This window comes from Pseudomonas sp. MPB23, assembly GCF_046605395.1.
Taxonomy (GTDB): domain Bacteria; phylum Pseudomonadota; class Gammaproteobacteria; order Pseudomonadales; family Pseudomonadaceae; genus Aquipseudomonas.
The window spans coordinates 4,572,231-4,587,852 of the sequence record NZ_CP176771.1 but is presented as its reverse complement, the minus strand read 5'-3'; the positions used below and the strand labels follow the sequence as shown (position 1 = coordinate 4,587,852).

The window sequence follows — 15,622 nt, the reverse complement described above, 5'->3', positions numbered from 1 at the left end:
GTACTTATATCTCTGGTCTACGGTCTGGATGTTCGGCATCGAAGCCTTGTGTGGGGTGGGCGGGAAGGGGGTGGTCTTTCATTAAATTTGGAAAGCGTAGAGTAGGGTCCGCTCGTAGCTGTTTCCATAGATCTGTATAAAACCCATGGAGTTCTTCATCTGGCTGATACCCTAGTCTGTTTATAGGTCTAGGTTCAGATTCAAATACTCCGCTGAGAGCATTAAACCCCGTAGAACTACCTAATGATGCAGCCCGCTGATAATAAAAAAGTGCACGCGGCATGTTTTTCTTGGCGATCTTATAAAATGCGGCTGTTTCTATGATTGCCTCCGGCGAGTCCTGGGCTCCAGCACATCGGAAGTATGATTCCGCCATTCGGTCGTCCTGTTTTTCCCGAGGCAACTCAAACGAAAGGTGATTACCAATTCTGACTTGTGCCAAAGGACTACCCAACTGTGCCGCTTGAAACATATAAGAACTGGCCATACGATCCGATTTCAATACCCCTCGCCCATTTTCGAAAATCACAGCCCAATTGTAATAACCCAGCGGCACTTTGAGTTTCACCATGCGTTCGTAGAGGTCGAACATTTTGCTAGTGTCTTGTTCAACACCCGGTTGCCCTGGCCAACCCGTACGATAGAGCCCCGCTAGATTGTGCATCGCCTTCCAGTGATCTTTGGCGATGGCCTTTTCGTAAAGCCAAACAATTTTTCGCCAATTTTTAACCCCACGTACTTTCTCCAAAGCGCGAGCCTCTTGAAACCAGAGTTCGGCCTCTGCATCCAGCGGAGGGTTGTGGTCTTTTTCATAGGCACAGATAAAAGTTGGATAGGCCATGGCAGAACCTCCGCTCAATAACAGCGAAAGTGCAGGAGCACAAAGCAAGAGAATTCTCGCCAATGATTTAGACCGACAAATGCGATTATTTTTATTTGCCAAAGTGTTCATAGCTCTGGTCTACGGTCTGGATGTTCGGCGTCGAAGCCTTGCGTGGGGTGAGGGGGGAGCGGGTAATCTTTCATTAGATCGGGGAAATGCAACTCAGGGTTGCTCTCCAACTGATTCCATAAATCAGTATACAGTTCATGCAGTTTAGGATCCGGCTGGTATCCAAAATTATCTATCGGCGATGGCATTGGCTCAAATGCTCCACTGAGATAACTTAAGCCTCTAGCACTCCCTAATGATGCTGCTCGCTGATAGTAAAAAAGAGCACGCGGCATATTTTTCTTGGCAACCTTATAAAATGCAGCTGTTTCTATGATTGCCTCAGGCGAGCCCTGAGCTCCAGCACATCGAAAATACAACTCGGCCATTCGGTCATCCTGTTTATTTCGAGGCAACCCAAACGACAAATGGTTTCCAATTACAACCTGTGCCAAAGGACTACCCAACTGTGCCGCTTGAAACATGTATGAACTGGCCATACGATCTGACTTCAATACCCCTCGGCCATTTTCAGCAATCACAGCCCAGTTGTAATAACCCAGCGGTACTTTGAGTTTCACCATGCGTTCGTAGAGGTCGAGCATTTTGCTAGTGTCTTGTTCAACACCCGGTTGCCCTGGCCAGCCAGTACGATAGAGCCCCGCTAGATTGTGCATCGCTTTCCAGTGATCTTTGGCGATGGCCTTTTCATAAAGCCAAACAATTTTCCGCCAATTTTTAACCCCACGTACTTTCTCCAATGCACGGGCCTCTTGAAACCAAAGCTCGGCCTCTGCATCCAGCGAAGGGTTGTGGTCTTTTTCATAGGCACAGATAAAAGTTGGATAGGCCATGGCAGGCCCTCCGATCAACAACAGCGAAAGTGCAAGAGCACAAAGCGAGGAAATTCTCGCCCATGATTTAAACCGGCAAATGCGATTATTATTAGCCAAAGTACTCATAGCTCTGGTCTACGGTCTGGATGTTCGGCGTCGAAGCCTTGCGTGGGGTGAGGGGGGAGCGGGTAATCTTTCATTAGATCGGGGAAATGCAACTCAGGGTTGCTCTCCAACTGATTCCATAAATCAGTATACAGTTCATGCAGTTTAGGATCCGGCTGATATCCAAAATTATCTATCGGCGATGGCATTGGCTCAAATGCTCCACTGAGATAACTTAAGCCTCTAGCACTCCCTAATGAGGCTGCTCGCTGATAATAAAAAAGTGCACGCGGCATATTTTTTCTTGCAATTTTATAAAATGCGGCTGTTTCGATAATCGGCTCTGGTGAGTCTTGAGCACCAGCACATCGGAAGTATGGCTCCGCCATTCGATCGTCCTGTTTATCTCGAGGCAGCCCGAAGGAGAGGTGATTGCCAATTACAACCTGGGCCATAGGACTGCCCAATTGCGCGGCCTGAAACATATATGAACTGGCCATACGATCTGACTTTAATACCCCTCGCCCATTTTCAGCAATCACAGCCCAATTGTAATAACCCAGCGGTACTTTGAGTTTCACCATGCGTTCGTAGAGGTCGAACATTTTGCTAGTGTCTTGTTCAACACCCGGTTGCCCTGGCCAACCCGTACGATAGAGCCCCGCTAGATTGTGCATCGCCTTCCAGTGATCTTTGGCGATGGCCTTTTCGTAAAGCCAAACAATTTTTCGCCAATTTTTAATCCCACGTACTTTCTCCAAAACGCGGGCCTCTTGAAACCAGAGTTCGGCCTCGGCATCCAGCGAAGGGTTGTGGTCTTTTTCATAGACACAGATAAAAGTTGGATAGGCCATGGCAGAACCTCCGCTCAATAACAGCGAAAGTGCAGGAGCACAAAGCAAGAGAATTCTCGCCAATGATTTAGACCGACAAATGCGATTATTTTTATTTGCCAAAGTGTTCATGGCTCTGGTCTACGGTCTGGATGTTCGGCGTCGAAGCCTTGTCTAGGGTGAGGGGGAAGGGGGTGATCTTTCATCAGATTGGGGAAGCGTAGGCTGCGGTCGGCCTGAAGCTGTTTCCATAGATCTGTATAAAACCCATGGAGTTCTTCATCTGGCTGATACCCTAGTCTGTTTATAGGTCTAGGTTCAGATTCAAATACTCCGCTGAGAGCATTAAACCCCGTAGAACTACCTAATGATGCAGCCCGCTGATAATAAAAAAGTGCACGCGGCATGTTTTTCTTGGCGATCTTATAAAATGCGGCTGTTTCTATGATTGCCTCCGGCGAGTCCTGGGCTCCAGCACATCGGAAGTATGATTCCGCCATTCGGTCGTCCTGTTTTTCCCGAGGCAACTCAAACGAAAGGTGATTACCAATTCTGACTTGTGCCAAAGGACTACCCAACTGTGCCGCTTGAAACATATAAGAACTGGCCATACGATCCGATTTCAATACCCCTCGCCCATTTTCGAATATTACAGCCCAATTGTAATAACCCAGCGGTACTTTGAGTTTCACCATACGTTCGTAGAGGTCGAGCATTTTGCTGGTGTCTTGTTCAACACCCGGTTGCCCTGGCCAGCCAGTACGATAGAGTCCCGCTAGATTGTGCATCGCTTTCCAGTGATCTTTGGCGATCGCCTTTTCGTAAAGCCAAACAATTTTCCGCCAATTTTTAACCCCACGTACTTTTTCCAAAACGCGGGCCTCTTGAAACCAGAGTTCGGCCTCGGCATCCAACGGAGGGTTGTGGTCTTTTTCGTAGGCACAGGTAAAGATTGGATAGGCCATGGCATTAGCCCCACTTAATAAGAATGAAAACATAATTAGACTACTAGAGATGCATTTAATCGATAGCTTTGGCATAAGGCGTCTCGACATCCCAAAAACGTGTCAGATGAGCTATCAACGGTATACTTTTATATTTGTTCTTCCAGTTCTCATCCATCACTCTGTTCCATTCATTGAAGTTCTCTAGCCCGCTACAATTTCCAGCACCATCATTAAACGACTTCCCCACATGCAACCCCCACAACTCCTCCCGCCACCGCTTCGCCAACTCATAATCCGGTGCGGCTAGTCCCAACTCCGAGTCCGTATGCATACTGCGGGTATTGATATTGGCGGAACTCAGCAAACTGAAAACATCGTCCACCACCAATAACTTGGAGTGCACATAGATATCGCGGAACTGGGCTGTTTCGCCTTCAAACAACGGACTTGCGGGTTCTGGTGTGCAGGCCGTCAGGGTGCCGATCACTACTTTCAGTCCCGGTATGTCCTTGAGGGTGTAGGGCTTTTCATCGTCGTTTTCACCGTCTTTGGGCTTGCCGAGTTCAGGGATGTCTTCGGGTTTAAGCCCGCCCAGGCGTTGCTCGACTTCGGGGGTGATGCCCTTTGCTTCCAGTTCTGCAATCTCGCGTTTGAGTACGTCGGCGCGGTTGAGTTGGGCCCGTTGTACGTAGGGATCACGGTGTGGATTGGCCTCCAGGTACGCCAGTTGGCTGCGCTTTCGCAGCATGTCCTCGGCCAGGGTGCGTTGGGCCTGGGGCATCAGTTGTTCCTGCCCCAGTTCCTGCAACATGGCATAGGTGGTACTGGCAAAGCTCTTGTCGTTCGGATGGTTGGTGACCACGAACAAGTACAGGTCTTGTTCTCTGCCCTTTGCGATATAGGCCGCCGCCAACTCGCGCAACTGCCGGGCAAACGCCGGATAGCGAAAATACTGATTTTCAAAATAGGCGTAGTTACGCACGTTGCCCAACGCCTTGTGGTACAGCTCCAGGATCGATGTATCCGCGCCTTCCTGCGGTTGGGTGCGGCAGATCTGGGCCATGGTCGGGCCGGCGCTTTTGAAGTGCTCCGGGTTGATCGCGTTGCGTTGTTCGCTCAGGCCGTCGGTAAACCATTTTTTGATCCAGACGGTTTCCCGGTCCCAGGCGCTGCTGAAGTTGTGGTTCAAGTCGTGCAGGACGGAGCCTTGCACTTGCATGGACAGGTCCTGCCACGGGCCGAAGCCTGGGCTGCGCCCGGCGGCTTTGTCGTGGTAGAGGTGTGCGCTGGTGTCCCAGTAGTTGCGATGCATGTTGTGGCCCATGACGAAGCCTACGGCGTTCGCGATGTCTTCGTAGTCCACCAGCACCATTTTCTGGTGGTGGCTGGCGAACAGGGTCAACAGCAACATATGCGCAAAGTTCGTATCGGGGGCTTCGCCTCTGATCAAGCGATACAGGGTCGACAGGCGACCTTTTTCAGTGAGCATCTGCGGCCCGCGCAGAAGCGCGTTCAAGGGCAGTTCAGTGGAAAAATCCCGCGTGCGAAACTCCACATTCCGCATCTGCCCATCATGGATACGGCGGAACCACTCCCGGGTGTATTCCTGATCCTGAGGCGAATAGTCGGGCGCACCCGAGCCTGCGAACTGGTTGTAGCCACCGTTGCCGTTCAACTGGTTCTCCAGATCAATCAGAATGGCCTGCAGTTCCTTTTCGCGCTGCTGATAGCGGTAGCCACTGGCGCCGTAATACGGCAGCTCGCCCGCGCGCAGTTTGATCAATTCGTCCTGGTGAACGGTGCGGCGGAATTCCAGCACGCGTCGGGCCCGCAGCTCGCCGTCGGATGCCACGCGGCCCCTGACCATGCCGGACCCCAGCGCCGTCCCGCCAGAGCCCGCGAGGCCATCGCCGATGAGGGTGTTTTCCACGAAGTTGGCCAGTGGATTCTTCCAGATCAGCACGCGGGTCTTGACCCGGTGGCGACCGCGAACATCCAGCAGCTCGCCGATACGGTCGCTGCCGGGCTTGAAGCGCATCGCCGGGTCGAACCCCCAACTGATGATGTCGACGCTGCGGGTCGCGGCCCCGATGGCATCGTGGACCGCGCCGAAGGCCTGCTCGCCGTTGATCAACGGGGTGACCTTCACGCCGAATCGTGGCGGGTAGAGGGCTTTTTTGGCGAACCAGTCCATGGTCAGTTCGAACGATGAGTGTTCGCCCGGTATGAACTGAATCACTTCTTTACGGTAATCCGGCTTCATTGGAGTGCTCCCTACGCTGAAGCTGTGTCTGGCTTCAGCTCTTCGCAAACGGCAGTTTTATGAGAAGCGCGATGATAACCAGCCTGAACTGTGCAAGAAGTTGCGCACCTGGCCGGAGAAGGCCGGTGCGCATGGGAATAAAAAAACTGAGACTGGATATTTCTTGGCTTTAGCGCGTATGCCGCACTCGTGCGTCGAGAGGTGTCGCGGGGCTGGCGTTGGCGGGGCAGCGGAATGTGGGCAGGATGGTTTTTTCCAGGCGCAGGGCAGGGCAGTGGTCTGCGTAGTAATCGTCGATCACGGCAAAGCGTTGGTAGCCGTCGCGTTCATACAAGGTCAGGGCGCCGGGGTTGTCGGTGCGCACTTCCAGGCGCAGGCACGTGCAGGCGTGTTGCGCCGCACAGGTTTCGATGCGGCTCAGCAGCTGTTTACCCAGGCCCATGCCACGGGCGTGTTCGGCGATGGCGATGGAATACAGGCGCGCCAACGAACTGCCGCGACGGAACAGCACCAGCGCATAACCGAGCAATTGCCCGTCCTGTTCCGCCACCAGCAACTGGCCGTGGGCGCGCCCGATCATCCTGTGGAAACTGCGCGGAGAGAGCCGGTCGGTGCTGAAACAGCGCTGTTCGAGCGCCACTAACGCCGGCACATCGGTGGGTAATGCAATGCGAAAGAAAAGAGCCATATAACCGCCGTAAAAGTTGCGTAACGAAACGGGACTTGTCTAAAAGATCGTGCTTAATAGAAAAGGTCGAGTTCTCTAAAGCGGATCAAATATTATGTCGGCGGTACACAGTCATTGGCGTGAAGTATCCGAGCAAACCGTCGCGACGACAATAACTTCCAAAGGCTATTTTTCCGCGCCACCGAAAGGCGCCAGTCAAGTAGTGATCATTGTCGAGCGCAAGGAAGACTGGGCCTCCTATTTCCCCAGCGAAGACATCGTCACCGCGCAGGAATACCTGGAGCAGACACGGGAAAACGAGACCGGCAAGCGCGTGCAGGTGATCAACCTGTGCCGCAGCTACAAGTACCTGGGGCATGGTTACTACTGCTCGCTACTGGCCGAAGCGCGCGGACACAAGGTGATTCCGTCGGTGCGCACTATCAGTGAACTGACTAAAAAGGCGCTGTATGGACTGGCGCTGGATGACCTGGATAAAGCCCTCGATAAAGCCTTGAGTCATCATCTTTACAGCAGTACCGAGGGCTTTACCCTGACACTTTATTTTGGTCGAACCCATATAGAACCGTTGCAGGAATTGGCCCGTCAGTTATTTGAAGCTTTTCCCTGCCCGATCTTGTTAGTTGAATTCAAAAAGCATAACGGCTGGCACATTGGCGGGGTCAAGTCCGGCGTCTTGCACAAGTTGCGCGACGATCAGGAATATCAATTCGCCCACGCCCTGGACAACTTCAGCCGCAAGATTTGGCGCCAGCCACGTTCACGTCGCCTGGCCCGTTACGACCTGGCCATCCTTCACGATCCCCACGAGCAACTGCCGCCGTCCAACGCCAAGGCGTTGGAGCATTTCATTCGCGTGGGTAAGGGCCTGGGCATCGATGTGGAACTGATCGAGCGCAAGGATTACGCACGCCTGGCCGAATACGACGCCTTGCTGATCCGCGAGACCACCAGCGTCGACAACCATACCTACCGGTTCGCCAAGAAAGCCGAAAGCGAGGGCCTGGTGGTGATGGACGACCCGGCATCGATCCTGCGCTGCACCAACAAGGTCTACCTCACGGACCTGCTCAACAGCCATCACTTGGGCATGCCGGCCACTGAAATTCTGTACAAGGAGCGACCGGAAGATTTCGTACGGGTCGGCGAGCGCCTGGGCTTTCCCCTGGTGTTGAAGATCCCCGACGGGTGTTTTTCCCGTGGCGTGATCAAGGTCGAGAGCCAGGACGCCTTGCTCAAGGCCACCGCGCAGTTGTTCGAGCATTCGGTGCTGTTGCTGGCCCAGGAGTTCTTCTACACCGAGTACGACTGGCGCATTGGCGTGCTCAACCGCAAACCGATTTTTGCCTGCCAATACTTTATGTCCAAGGGCCACTGGCAGATCTACAACCACAAGGCCATCGGCCAGGACATCAACGGCGAATGCCGTACCCTGGCGATCCATGAAGCACCCAAGGCGGTGGTGGAGCTGGCGGTGAAGACCGCCAACCTGATCGGCGATGGCCTTTACGGGGTCGATCTCAAGCAATCCGGCGACAAGGTGGTGGTGATCGAAGTCAACGACAACCCGAACCTGGACGCGGGCATTGAAGATGCCTACTTGCAGGACGACCTGTACGCCCTGGTGCTGGAGGAATTCGTCCGCCGCCTGGAGTTGAAGCGCCAGGGCCAGGTCTGGTAAGGGCGAGGATCCAGCGCGTTGAAGTGGCCGATCTGGCGTCACACACCCGCTGGCTCGCCACCGGTTATTCGCCGGTCTGGTGTTGCAGGGTCAGTACTTCAAATCCATCTGCCGTCACCGCCACCGTGTGTTCCCACTGCGCCGACAGGCTGTTGTCCCGGGTCACCACCGTCCAGCCGTCCTTGAGGCTGCGCACTTTGGCGCCGCCCTGGTTGAGCATCGGTTCGATGGTGAAGACCATGCCTTCGCGCAATTCCATGCCGGTGCCGGGACGGCCGAAGTGCAGGATCTGCGGTTCCTCGTGCATCTGCCGGCCGATGCCATGGCCGCAGTATTCGCGCACCACGCTGTAGCCGTTGGCCTGCGCGTGGCTCTGGATCGCATGGCCGATGTCCCCCAGGCGCGCGCCGGGCTTGACCTGGCGGATGCCGGCCCACATCGCCTCGAAGGTCATTTCCACCAGGCGCCGGGCCTTGGGCGCGACGGTGCCGATCATGTACATCTTGCTGGAGTCGGCGATGAAGCCGCCTTTTTCCAGGGTGATGTCGATGTTGATGATGTCGCCGTCTTTGAGCACCTCCTTGGCACTGGGCATGCCGTGGCACACCACCTCGTTGATCGAGGTGTTGATCGAGAAGGGGTAGTCGTATTGCCCGAGACTGGCCGGACGGGCGTTGAGGTCGTTGCGGATGAACGCTTCGACGGCGCTGTCCAGTTCCAGGGTGGAGCGGCCGGCGGCGACAAAACCGTCGAGCATGCTGAACACCTGGGCCAGCAGGCGCCCGGATTCACGCATCACAGCCAGTTGGGCGGCGGTCTTGATCATTAGCTGCGCCCCCGGATCAGGTCGGGTTTGTCGAGCAACAGTTTGTTGATCAGTTCGTTGTAGGGCAGGCTGGGGTTGAGCTCGGCGAGCAGGCCGATCTTGATCCAGAACTCGGCCTGGGCGTTGATGGAGCGGTCCATGGCCGCGCTGGCGAGGCGTAGTTGTTCATGCAATTGGTCGGTGATCTTGACGATGCCCATGCTGTTCACTGTGCTGATTGGATATACAAAGCGTATACGTTTCGTATATCAGGCGTAAACCCCCAAGCGCTAAATGGCGATTGGCCATTGACTTGCCGCGCAATCGCCGGTTAGTTTTGTGACATGACATTTCAAGCCTTCCCTACCCAGTCGAGCATTATTACCGCCATTCCTCATTTGGCGGGATAGCGCACGGCTGTACCCAAACCCGCCCTAGAGGCGGGTTTTGTTTTTCCGTCGCCAGGGCCCTTTACAAGAACCCAGGAGACACCCATGAGCACCTGCACCGCGCCCCACACCGCCGACACGGGACTGCTTGAGCACTATGTGAAAAAGATCCTCGCCGCCCCGGTCTACGACCTGGCGGTGCGTACGCCGCTGCAAGCCGCGCCGGCGCTGTCGGCGTTGCTGGGCAACCAGGTGTTGCTCAAGCGTGAAGACCTGCAACCGACCTTTTCCTTCAAGATTCGCGGCGCCTACAACAAGCTGGTGCAACTGACGCCCGAGCAGAAAGCCCGGGGGGTGATCACCGCCTCGGCGGGCAACCATGCCCAGGGTGTGGCGCTGGCGGCGCGGGAGTTGGGGATCAAGGCGCGGATTGTCATGCCCAGCACCACGCCGGACTTGAAGGTGCAGGGCGTGCGCTCGCGAGGCGCCGAAGCAGTCCTGCATGGGCAGAGTTTTCCGTTTGCCCTGGCCCATGCGTTGCAGTTGGCCGAGGCCAGCGGGTGCACGTTTGTCTCGCCCTTCGACGACCCCGATGTGATCGCCGGCCAAGGCACCGTGGCCATGGAAATCCTGCGTCAGCAACAGGGGCCGCTGGACGCGATCTTCGTACCGGTGGGCGGCGGTGGCCTGATCGCCGGGATTGCGGCGTACGTCAAATACCTGCGCCCGCAGGTGCGCATCATCGGCGTCGAGCCCCAGGGGTCCAGTTGCCTGTTGGCGGCGCTGCGTGCCGGCGAGCGCGTGGTGTTGCCCAGCGTCGATGGGTTCGCCGATGGCACCGCGGTTGCGCAAATCGGTGCCTATGGGTTTGAAATCTGCCGGGATTGGGTCGATGAAGTCATTACTGTCAACAACGATGAGCTGTGCAGTGCGATCAAGTTGATCTACGACGATACGCGCTCCATCACCGAGCCTTCCGGCGCTTTGGCGGTGGCGGGTATCCGCAAGTACGTCGCCGAGCATGATCTGCACGGGCAGACGCTGGTGGCGGTGAATTCCGGGGCCAATATCAACTTCGATAGTTTGCGACATGTTGCAGAAAGAGTGGCTGCGCAAAGTGTCCTTTAACTTGAGGGTCAGGGTTAAACGTTTAATCGAAGGGGTTCGGCGATGATTTAAACCGAGCCAAAACGCGTGGGTGCCAGTTATATAAACGAACGCGTTGCTTATGAGGAATGGTTACAACGGAAGCGGATTTTGCCGAGTACGCTTGGAAGTTGTAAGCGTCCACCAGGGTCGGTAAGACGCGGCAGGCACGGGCCTGTCAGACCTACAACAATCGATTGGCAGTCTCAGGAAAGGAGAGGTTGACCATGCTTTCGGAACTAGAACTTCGCAGCATCATTGAAGGAAGTTTCCTGCCCAAACGGTGCGAGTGCACCAAAGCCGAAGATGCTTCGCTGACGATCAAGGTCTATGACGACCGCGACCGTGACCGGGTGCATTTGGAAGTCAAAGGCATAAACGCCGATAAGCTCGACAGCAGTCGGGCCATTTGCAATTTGATTACCGGATTGCGTGAAGATCTCAAGCAGGCACATGCGCCGGTCCTGCAAAGAGCGGCAGGGCGAACTCACGACTGGTAGTTGGCGTTGAACGGTGGGCCTGGTAATTGCCAGGCCCGACGTTGTTCATGCCGGCCCATCAATTCTGAAAGCTGCAGGCTTCGGACAGTTTCCGATAGCTCACGTCTTGTACGTTGCCGGATGTGTTCACGAACTTGATATCGGCCTTGACCACTTCGCAGTCGTTGGTCGCGGGTTCGTTCATGGCCAGGACTTTGGCGATATTCATGGGCATGCCGTAATGGTAAGGCACCGGTTTGGCCGCGGTGCCTTGATCGTTGGCTTGAGCCAGGCCCGACACCGCTGCCAGTGCCAGTGCGCCGCCGAGTATTAAAGTGCGCAGTTTCATGGTGGTGCTCCGCAAGTGGGTACCACTTCACTCTCGGCGTGCGGGATTAACCGTCGATTAATGTCTGTTCGGCTGACAAAACCTTCATCAATACGCGCGTCAGCCCAGTTGCTGGCGATACGGCAGGTCCGGTCCGGTCTTGGTGCAGGTCAACGCGGCCGCACGGATGGCGAAGCCGAGCATCGTGTCGATCTGCGCGCGGCTGAGCTGTTGCAGGCCTTGCACCGAGTCCAGCCGTTGTTCGGTCAACCAGGCAATCAACGCGGCCTGGAAGGTATCGCCGGCGCCCACCGTGTCGGCCATGACCACCTTCACGGCCGGTGCGGACCAAGTCCCATGCTGGCGACTGAACACGCTGGCGCCATCGCCGCCACGGGTGAGGAACACCAATTGGCAACGGTGCTGCAGCCAACCCTGCAGCACGCGTTCCGGCGCCTGGTCGGGGTAGAGCAGGTGCAGGTCTTCATCGCTGACTTTGATCAGGTCGGCATACTTGACCAGCTCGGTGACGCGCGTGCGCCACAGTTGGATATCCGGTTGCGGGTTCAGGCGCACATTGGGGTCGAGGCTGATCAGGCGCTTGCCGCTTTCGCGCTGGACCAGGTTCAGCAAGGTGTCGCCGATCGGTTGCACCACCAGGGAGAACGAGCCGATATGCAGCCCGCGCACGTCATCGCCGAGTACCGGCAGATGGGCGACTTGCAGTTGCCGGTCGGCGCAGCCTTCGCCGCGAAAGCTGTATTGCGGCGAGCCATCGGCACCCACGGCGACCATCGCCAGGGTGGTCGGCGCGGCGAATTCCACCAAAAAGCGCTCGCTGACGCCTTCATCCTTGAGCACCTGCAACAAGCGGCGCCCGAGGAAGTCGGTGGACAGGCCGCCGAACAGGCCGGCCTCGATGCCCAGGCGGCGCAACCCTACCGCGACGTTGAACGGCGAACCGCCGGCAATCGCCTTGTAATTGACCCTGGAAGCCTGCCCGCCGGCCTCGTCTTCGCTGAAAAAATCAAACAGCGCTTCACCACACACCAGATACATAGTCGTTCGCTCTTAAAGGGTTGCCACGTGCTGTTGATAGCGCTCGTAAGCCTGTTGATAGGCGCTGACACTCGCCGCCGCCGGCAGGGTCCGGCTGGCCGGGTCGACGCTCACGCATTTGGCGCACAGGCTGGCCAATGACTCGCCGGACTGGCACCACGCCGCCTGGATCGCCGCGCCCAGGGCGGCGGCCTCGCTTTGTTCGGTGCAGACAACTTCGGTGTTCATGATATCCGCGACCATCTGCCGCCACACGGGGCTTTTCGAGCCGCCGCCGATCAAGCGGATGCTCTGGCTTTGCAGACCGGTCTGGCGCAGCAGGTCGAGGCCGTAGCGCAGGCCGAACGTGGTGCCTTCGACCACGGCGCGGCAGAGGTTGGCGCGGGTCAGGTTGGTCATGGTCAGGCCGTGCACGCTGCCGGTGGCGTGGGGCAGGGCGGGCACGCGTTCGCCGTTGAGGAACGGCAGCATGCTGACGCCGTCGGCACCGATCGGCGCCTGTTCGACCAACGCGTTGAAAGTGGCCAGGTCCAGCTCGAACAGCTCGCGAATCACCCCGGTGGCGTTGGTCAGGTTCATGGTGCAGATCAACGGCAGCCAGCCGCCGCTGGAGGAACAGAAGGTCGCCACCGATGCCTGGGGGCTCACGTTGGGCTGGTCGGCGAAGGCATACACGGTGCCCGACGAACCCAGGCTCATGGTGATCACGCCGGGGGCGATATTGCCGGTGCCGATGGCGCCCATCATGTTATCGCCGCCGCCACTGGCGACGATGGCCGCAGGGTTGATGCCCAGGCGTTCGGCGATGGCCGGCAGGATCGTGCCCACGGCCTGGTCGGCTTCGATCAGCTCAGGCACGGCGGCGTGCAGGCGGCCGCTGGGGTCGATGTGCTGGAGCAGCGCGGTGTCCCATTCGCGGGTGCGCACGTTGAAGTAGCCGGTGCCCGATGCATCGCCGTATTCGGCGACGGCGCGTCCGGTGAGCCAGTAGTTGAGGTAGTCGTGGGGCAGCAGGATATGGGCGATGCGCGCGAACACCTGCGGGTGCTGCTCGCGGGTCCACAGCAGTTTGGACACGGTGTAGCCGGGTGCAATTGCCACGCCAAGGCGTTCCAGCGATCCGCTCTCGCCGCCCAGATGGGCCAGCAGGCGGTCGTTCTCCGGCGCCGTTTCGGTGTCGCACCACAGCTTGGCCGGGCGCAGCACCTGGCCCTGTTCATCGAGCAGCACCAGGCCGTGCTGCTGGCCGGAAACGCCAATGCCGAGGATGGCCTGACCGTCCACGCCGGCCTGTTGCAAGGCGCGGTGGGTGGCTTCGGTAAAGGCGTCCAGCCACTCCTGGGGCTGCTGCTCGCGACGGCCATTGGCGCCGCTGATCAATGTGTGTGCGGCGGCGCCCAGGCCCAACACCTTGCCGCTGCACGCGTCGAGGACGATGGCCTTGGTGCCCTGGGTGCCGCAGTCGATGCCGAGGAACAGGTTTGGCTGGGTCATGAAGGGGTACTCAGCAGTATTGTTTTTTTGGATGGGTAACCCGGTCAACTGTGGGAGGGGGCGTGCTCCCGATAGCGGTGGGTCAGTGTCAGTGTTCTTTACTGATACACCGCTATCGGGAGCAAGCCCCCTCCCACAGGGTTAAACCGGTTTCTTCAGGAGTTGTTGCAGTGTTTTTGTGACGCCGTGGTCGCGCAAGCTGGCAAAACACCGCTCGAACGCTGCCACAAACGCCGGCGAGTTGGGAATAGCTGTGCCGAAAATCTCTTCGACCCCCAGCAGGCGCTTGCTGATCAAGCCGTCATCACTCACCAGCCCCTGGCAGAACGCGGCACGCGGGTCGGGGATTGTGTAGCTCACGCCATGCTCATCCACACCCTTGAGGTACAACGCCCACGCGGCCACCACCAGCGCGGCGCGCTCGGTCTCGCGGCCATCGGCAATCAGGCGGTTGATGGTCGGCACGGTGAACTTGGGAAACTTCGACGAGCCGTCGGAACACACGCGTTCCAACTGGTCGGCAATCGCCTGATTGGAGAAGCGATCCACCAGGGTCTGCTTGTACTCGGTCAGGTCGATACCCGGCACCGGCGCCAGGTTCGGCGTGACGTCCAGGTCCATGTAGGCGCGCATGTAGGCCACGAACAGCGGATCGTTCATGGTCTCGTGGACAAACCGATACCCCTTGAGAAACCCCAGGTACGTCAGGGCCAGGTGGCTGCCGTTGAGCAGGCCGATCTTCATTTCTTCATAGGGCGTCACGTCGTCGGTGAACTGCACGCCGACCTTTTCCCAGGCCGGGCGACCGTTGACGAACCGGTCTTCCAGCACCCATTGCACAAACGGCTCGCACACCACCGGCCAGGCATCATCGATGCCGTGTTCGTCGTGCAACTGCAGGCGGTGTGCGGTGCTGGTCATCGGCGTAATGCGGTCGACCATGGCATTCGGGAAGCTGACGTTGGCCGCGATCCAGTCACGCAGCTCGGCATCGTGCAGGGCGGCGAAGGCCAGCAGCGCCTTGCGGGTCACGCTGCCGTTGTGGGGCAGGTTATCGCAGGACATCACGGTAAACGCCGGGGTGCCGGCGGCGCGGCGTTGGGTCAGCGCGGCGCAGATAAAACCGAACACGGTTTTCGGCGCTTTCGGGTGCGCCAGGTCGTGCTGGATCTGCGGCAGGTGGGCCATGAACTCGCCGTTGCTGTCGTCGATGCAGTAGCCGCCTTCGGTGATGGTCAGCGACACGATGCGAATCGCGGGACTGGCCAGTTTGTCGATCAGCGCCTGGGCGCCGTCTTCGGCCAGCAGCATGTCGCTGATCGAGCCGATCACGCGCACTTCGGTGTCGTCGGTGTCACCCAGTTCATACAGGGTGAACAGGTAGTCCTGGCCGGCCAGGTCGTCGCGGGCCTTGCGGTCCTCGGCACGCAGGCCGACGCCGCAGATGCTCCAATCCAGGCCTTCGCCGCTATTCATCAGCGCATCGGTGTAATACGCCTGGTGCGCGCGATGGAAACCGCCGACGCCGATATGGGCGATGCCCTGGCGGGTATCGGCAATGGCGTAAGTCGGGATTTTCACTGGCGGCGCCAATTGGGTGAGGTTGTGTTTATTCAGTTTCATCATGACTCTCGCGAA

General features: G+C 57.6%; 13 protein-coding genes and 2 pseudogenes. 3 read left to right on the top strand and 12 right to left on the bottom strand.

Features of this window, described 5'->3' with window-relative positions; genetic code table 11:
- Positions 1–4 precede the first annotated feature (4 nt).
- The 6 genes and pseudogenes from ACLH0J_RS20625 to ACLH0J_RS20600 form a co-directional block, all read right to left on the bottom strand.
- Positions 5–952 (bottom strand): tetratricopeptide repeat protein, encoded by a 948-nt coding sequence (locus tag ACLH0J_RS20625; protein ID WP_411388780.1) that lies wholly within the window; start codon positions 950–952, stop codon positions 5–7.
- Positions 949–1,785 carry a tetratricopeptide repeat protein gene (locus ACLH0J_RS20620; protein WP_411388779.1) on the bottom strand — a complete coding sequence of 279 codons (837 nt, stop codon included), beginning with the start codon at positions 1,783–1,785 and terminating at the stop codon, positions 949–951. Before ACLH0J_RS20620 ends, ACLH0J_RS20625 begins: the two co-directional genes overlap by 4 nt.
- 104 nt (positions 1,786–1,889) lie before the next feature.
- Positions 1,890–2,837, bottom strand: coding sequence for a tetratricopeptide repeat protein (locus ACLH0J_RS20615; protein WP_411388778.1), 948 nt, complete (start codon positions 2,835–2,837; stop codon positions 1,890–1,892).
- Entirely contained in the window at positions 2,834–3,670 is an 837-nt protein-coding gene (locus ACLH0J_RS20610) for a tetratricopeptide repeat protein (RefSeq protein ID WP_411388777.1), read from the bottom strand. Before ACLH0J_RS20610 ends, ACLH0J_RS20615 begins: the two co-directional genes overlap by 4 nt.
- 55 nt (positions 3,671–3,725) lie before the next feature.
- On the bottom strand, positions 3,726–5,915 hold the full coding sequence (locus tag ACLH0J_RS20605; protein WP_411388776.1) for a hypothetical protein: 2,190 nt from the start codon (positions 5,913–5,915) through the stop codon (positions 3,726–3,728).
- A gap of 241 nt (positions 5,916–6,156) precedes the next feature.
- Positions 6,157–6,603 (bottom strand): annotated as a pseudogene (locus ACLH0J_RS20600) (GNAT family N-acetyltransferase); the annotation flags it as partial.
- A gap of 94 nt (positions 6,604–6,697) precedes the next feature.
- Between ACLH0J_RS20600 and ACLH0J_RS20595 the strand changes: the two are divergent.
- Positions 6,698–8,284 (top strand): RimK family protein, encoded by a 1,587-nt coding sequence (locus tag ACLH0J_RS20595; RefSeq protein WP_411388775.1) that lies wholly within the window; start codon positions 6,698–6,700, stop codon positions 8,282–8,284.
- A 64-nt stretch (positions 8,285–8,348) separates the two neighbouring features.
- Here ACLH0J_RS20595 and map read toward each other — a convergent pair whose 3' ends face one another.
- Both map and ACLH0J_RS20585 read right to left on the bottom strand, forming a co-directional pair.
- On the bottom strand, positions 8,349–9,110 hold the full coding sequence (gene map / locus ACLH0J_RS20590) for a type I methionyl aminopeptidase (protein ID WP_411388774.1): 762 nt from the start codon (positions 9,108–9,110) through the stop codon (positions 8,349–8,351).
- Entirely contained in the window at positions 9,110–9,310 is a 201-nt protein-coding gene (locus ACLH0J_RS20585) for a ParD-like family protein (protein WP_003173664.1), read from the bottom strand. Before ACLH0J_RS20585 ends, map begins: the two co-directional genes overlap by 1 nt.
- 273 nt (positions 9,311–9,583) lie before the next feature.
- Here ACLH0J_RS20585 and ilvA point away from each other — a divergent pair.
- Positions 9,584–10,582 (top strand): annotated as a pseudogene (ilvA, locus tag ACLH0J_RS20580) (threonine ammonia-lyase, biosynthetic); the annotation flags it as partial.
- 269 nt (positions 10,583–10,851) lie between these two features.
- Positions 10,852–11,124, top strand: a complete 273-nt coding sequence (locus tag ACLH0J_RS20575) for a DUF1652 domain-containing protein (RefSeq protein WP_411388773.1) — start codon at positions 10,852–10,854, stop codon at positions 11,122–11,124.
- A gap of 58 nt (positions 11,125–11,182) precedes the next feature.
- Here the strand turns inward: ACLH0J_RS20575 and ACLH0J_RS20570 are convergent, their stop codons facing one another.
- From ACLH0J_RS20570 to ACLH0J_RS20555, 4 genes are all read right to left on the bottom strand, one after another.
- Entirely contained in the window at positions 11,183–11,452 is a 270-nt protein-coding gene (locus ACLH0J_RS20570; protein WP_411388772.1) for a DUF2790 domain-containing protein, read from the bottom strand.
- A gap of 99 nt (positions 11,453–11,551) precedes the next feature.
- Positions 11,552–12,490, bottom strand: a complete 939-nt coding sequence (locus tag ACLH0J_RS20565; RefSeq protein WP_411388771.1) for a carbohydrate kinase family protein — start codon at positions 12,488–12,490, stop codon at positions 11,552–11,554.
- A 12-nt stretch (positions 12,491–12,502) separates the two neighbouring features.
- Complete coding sequence (xylB, locus tag ACLH0J_RS20560; RefSeq protein ID WP_411388770.1) at positions 12,503–13,984, bottom strand: xylulokinase; 1,482 nt, start codon at positions 13,982–13,984, stop codon at positions 12,503–12,505.
- Between the two features lie 141 nt (positions 13,985–14,125).
- Positions 14,126–15,607: a mannitol dehydrogenase family protein gene (locus tag ACLH0J_RS20555; RefSeq protein WP_411388769.1), complete on the bottom strand. Its 1,482-nt coding sequence runs from the start codon at positions 15,605–15,607 to the stop codon at positions 14,126–14,128.
- Positions 15,608–15,622 lie beyond the last annotated feature (15 nt).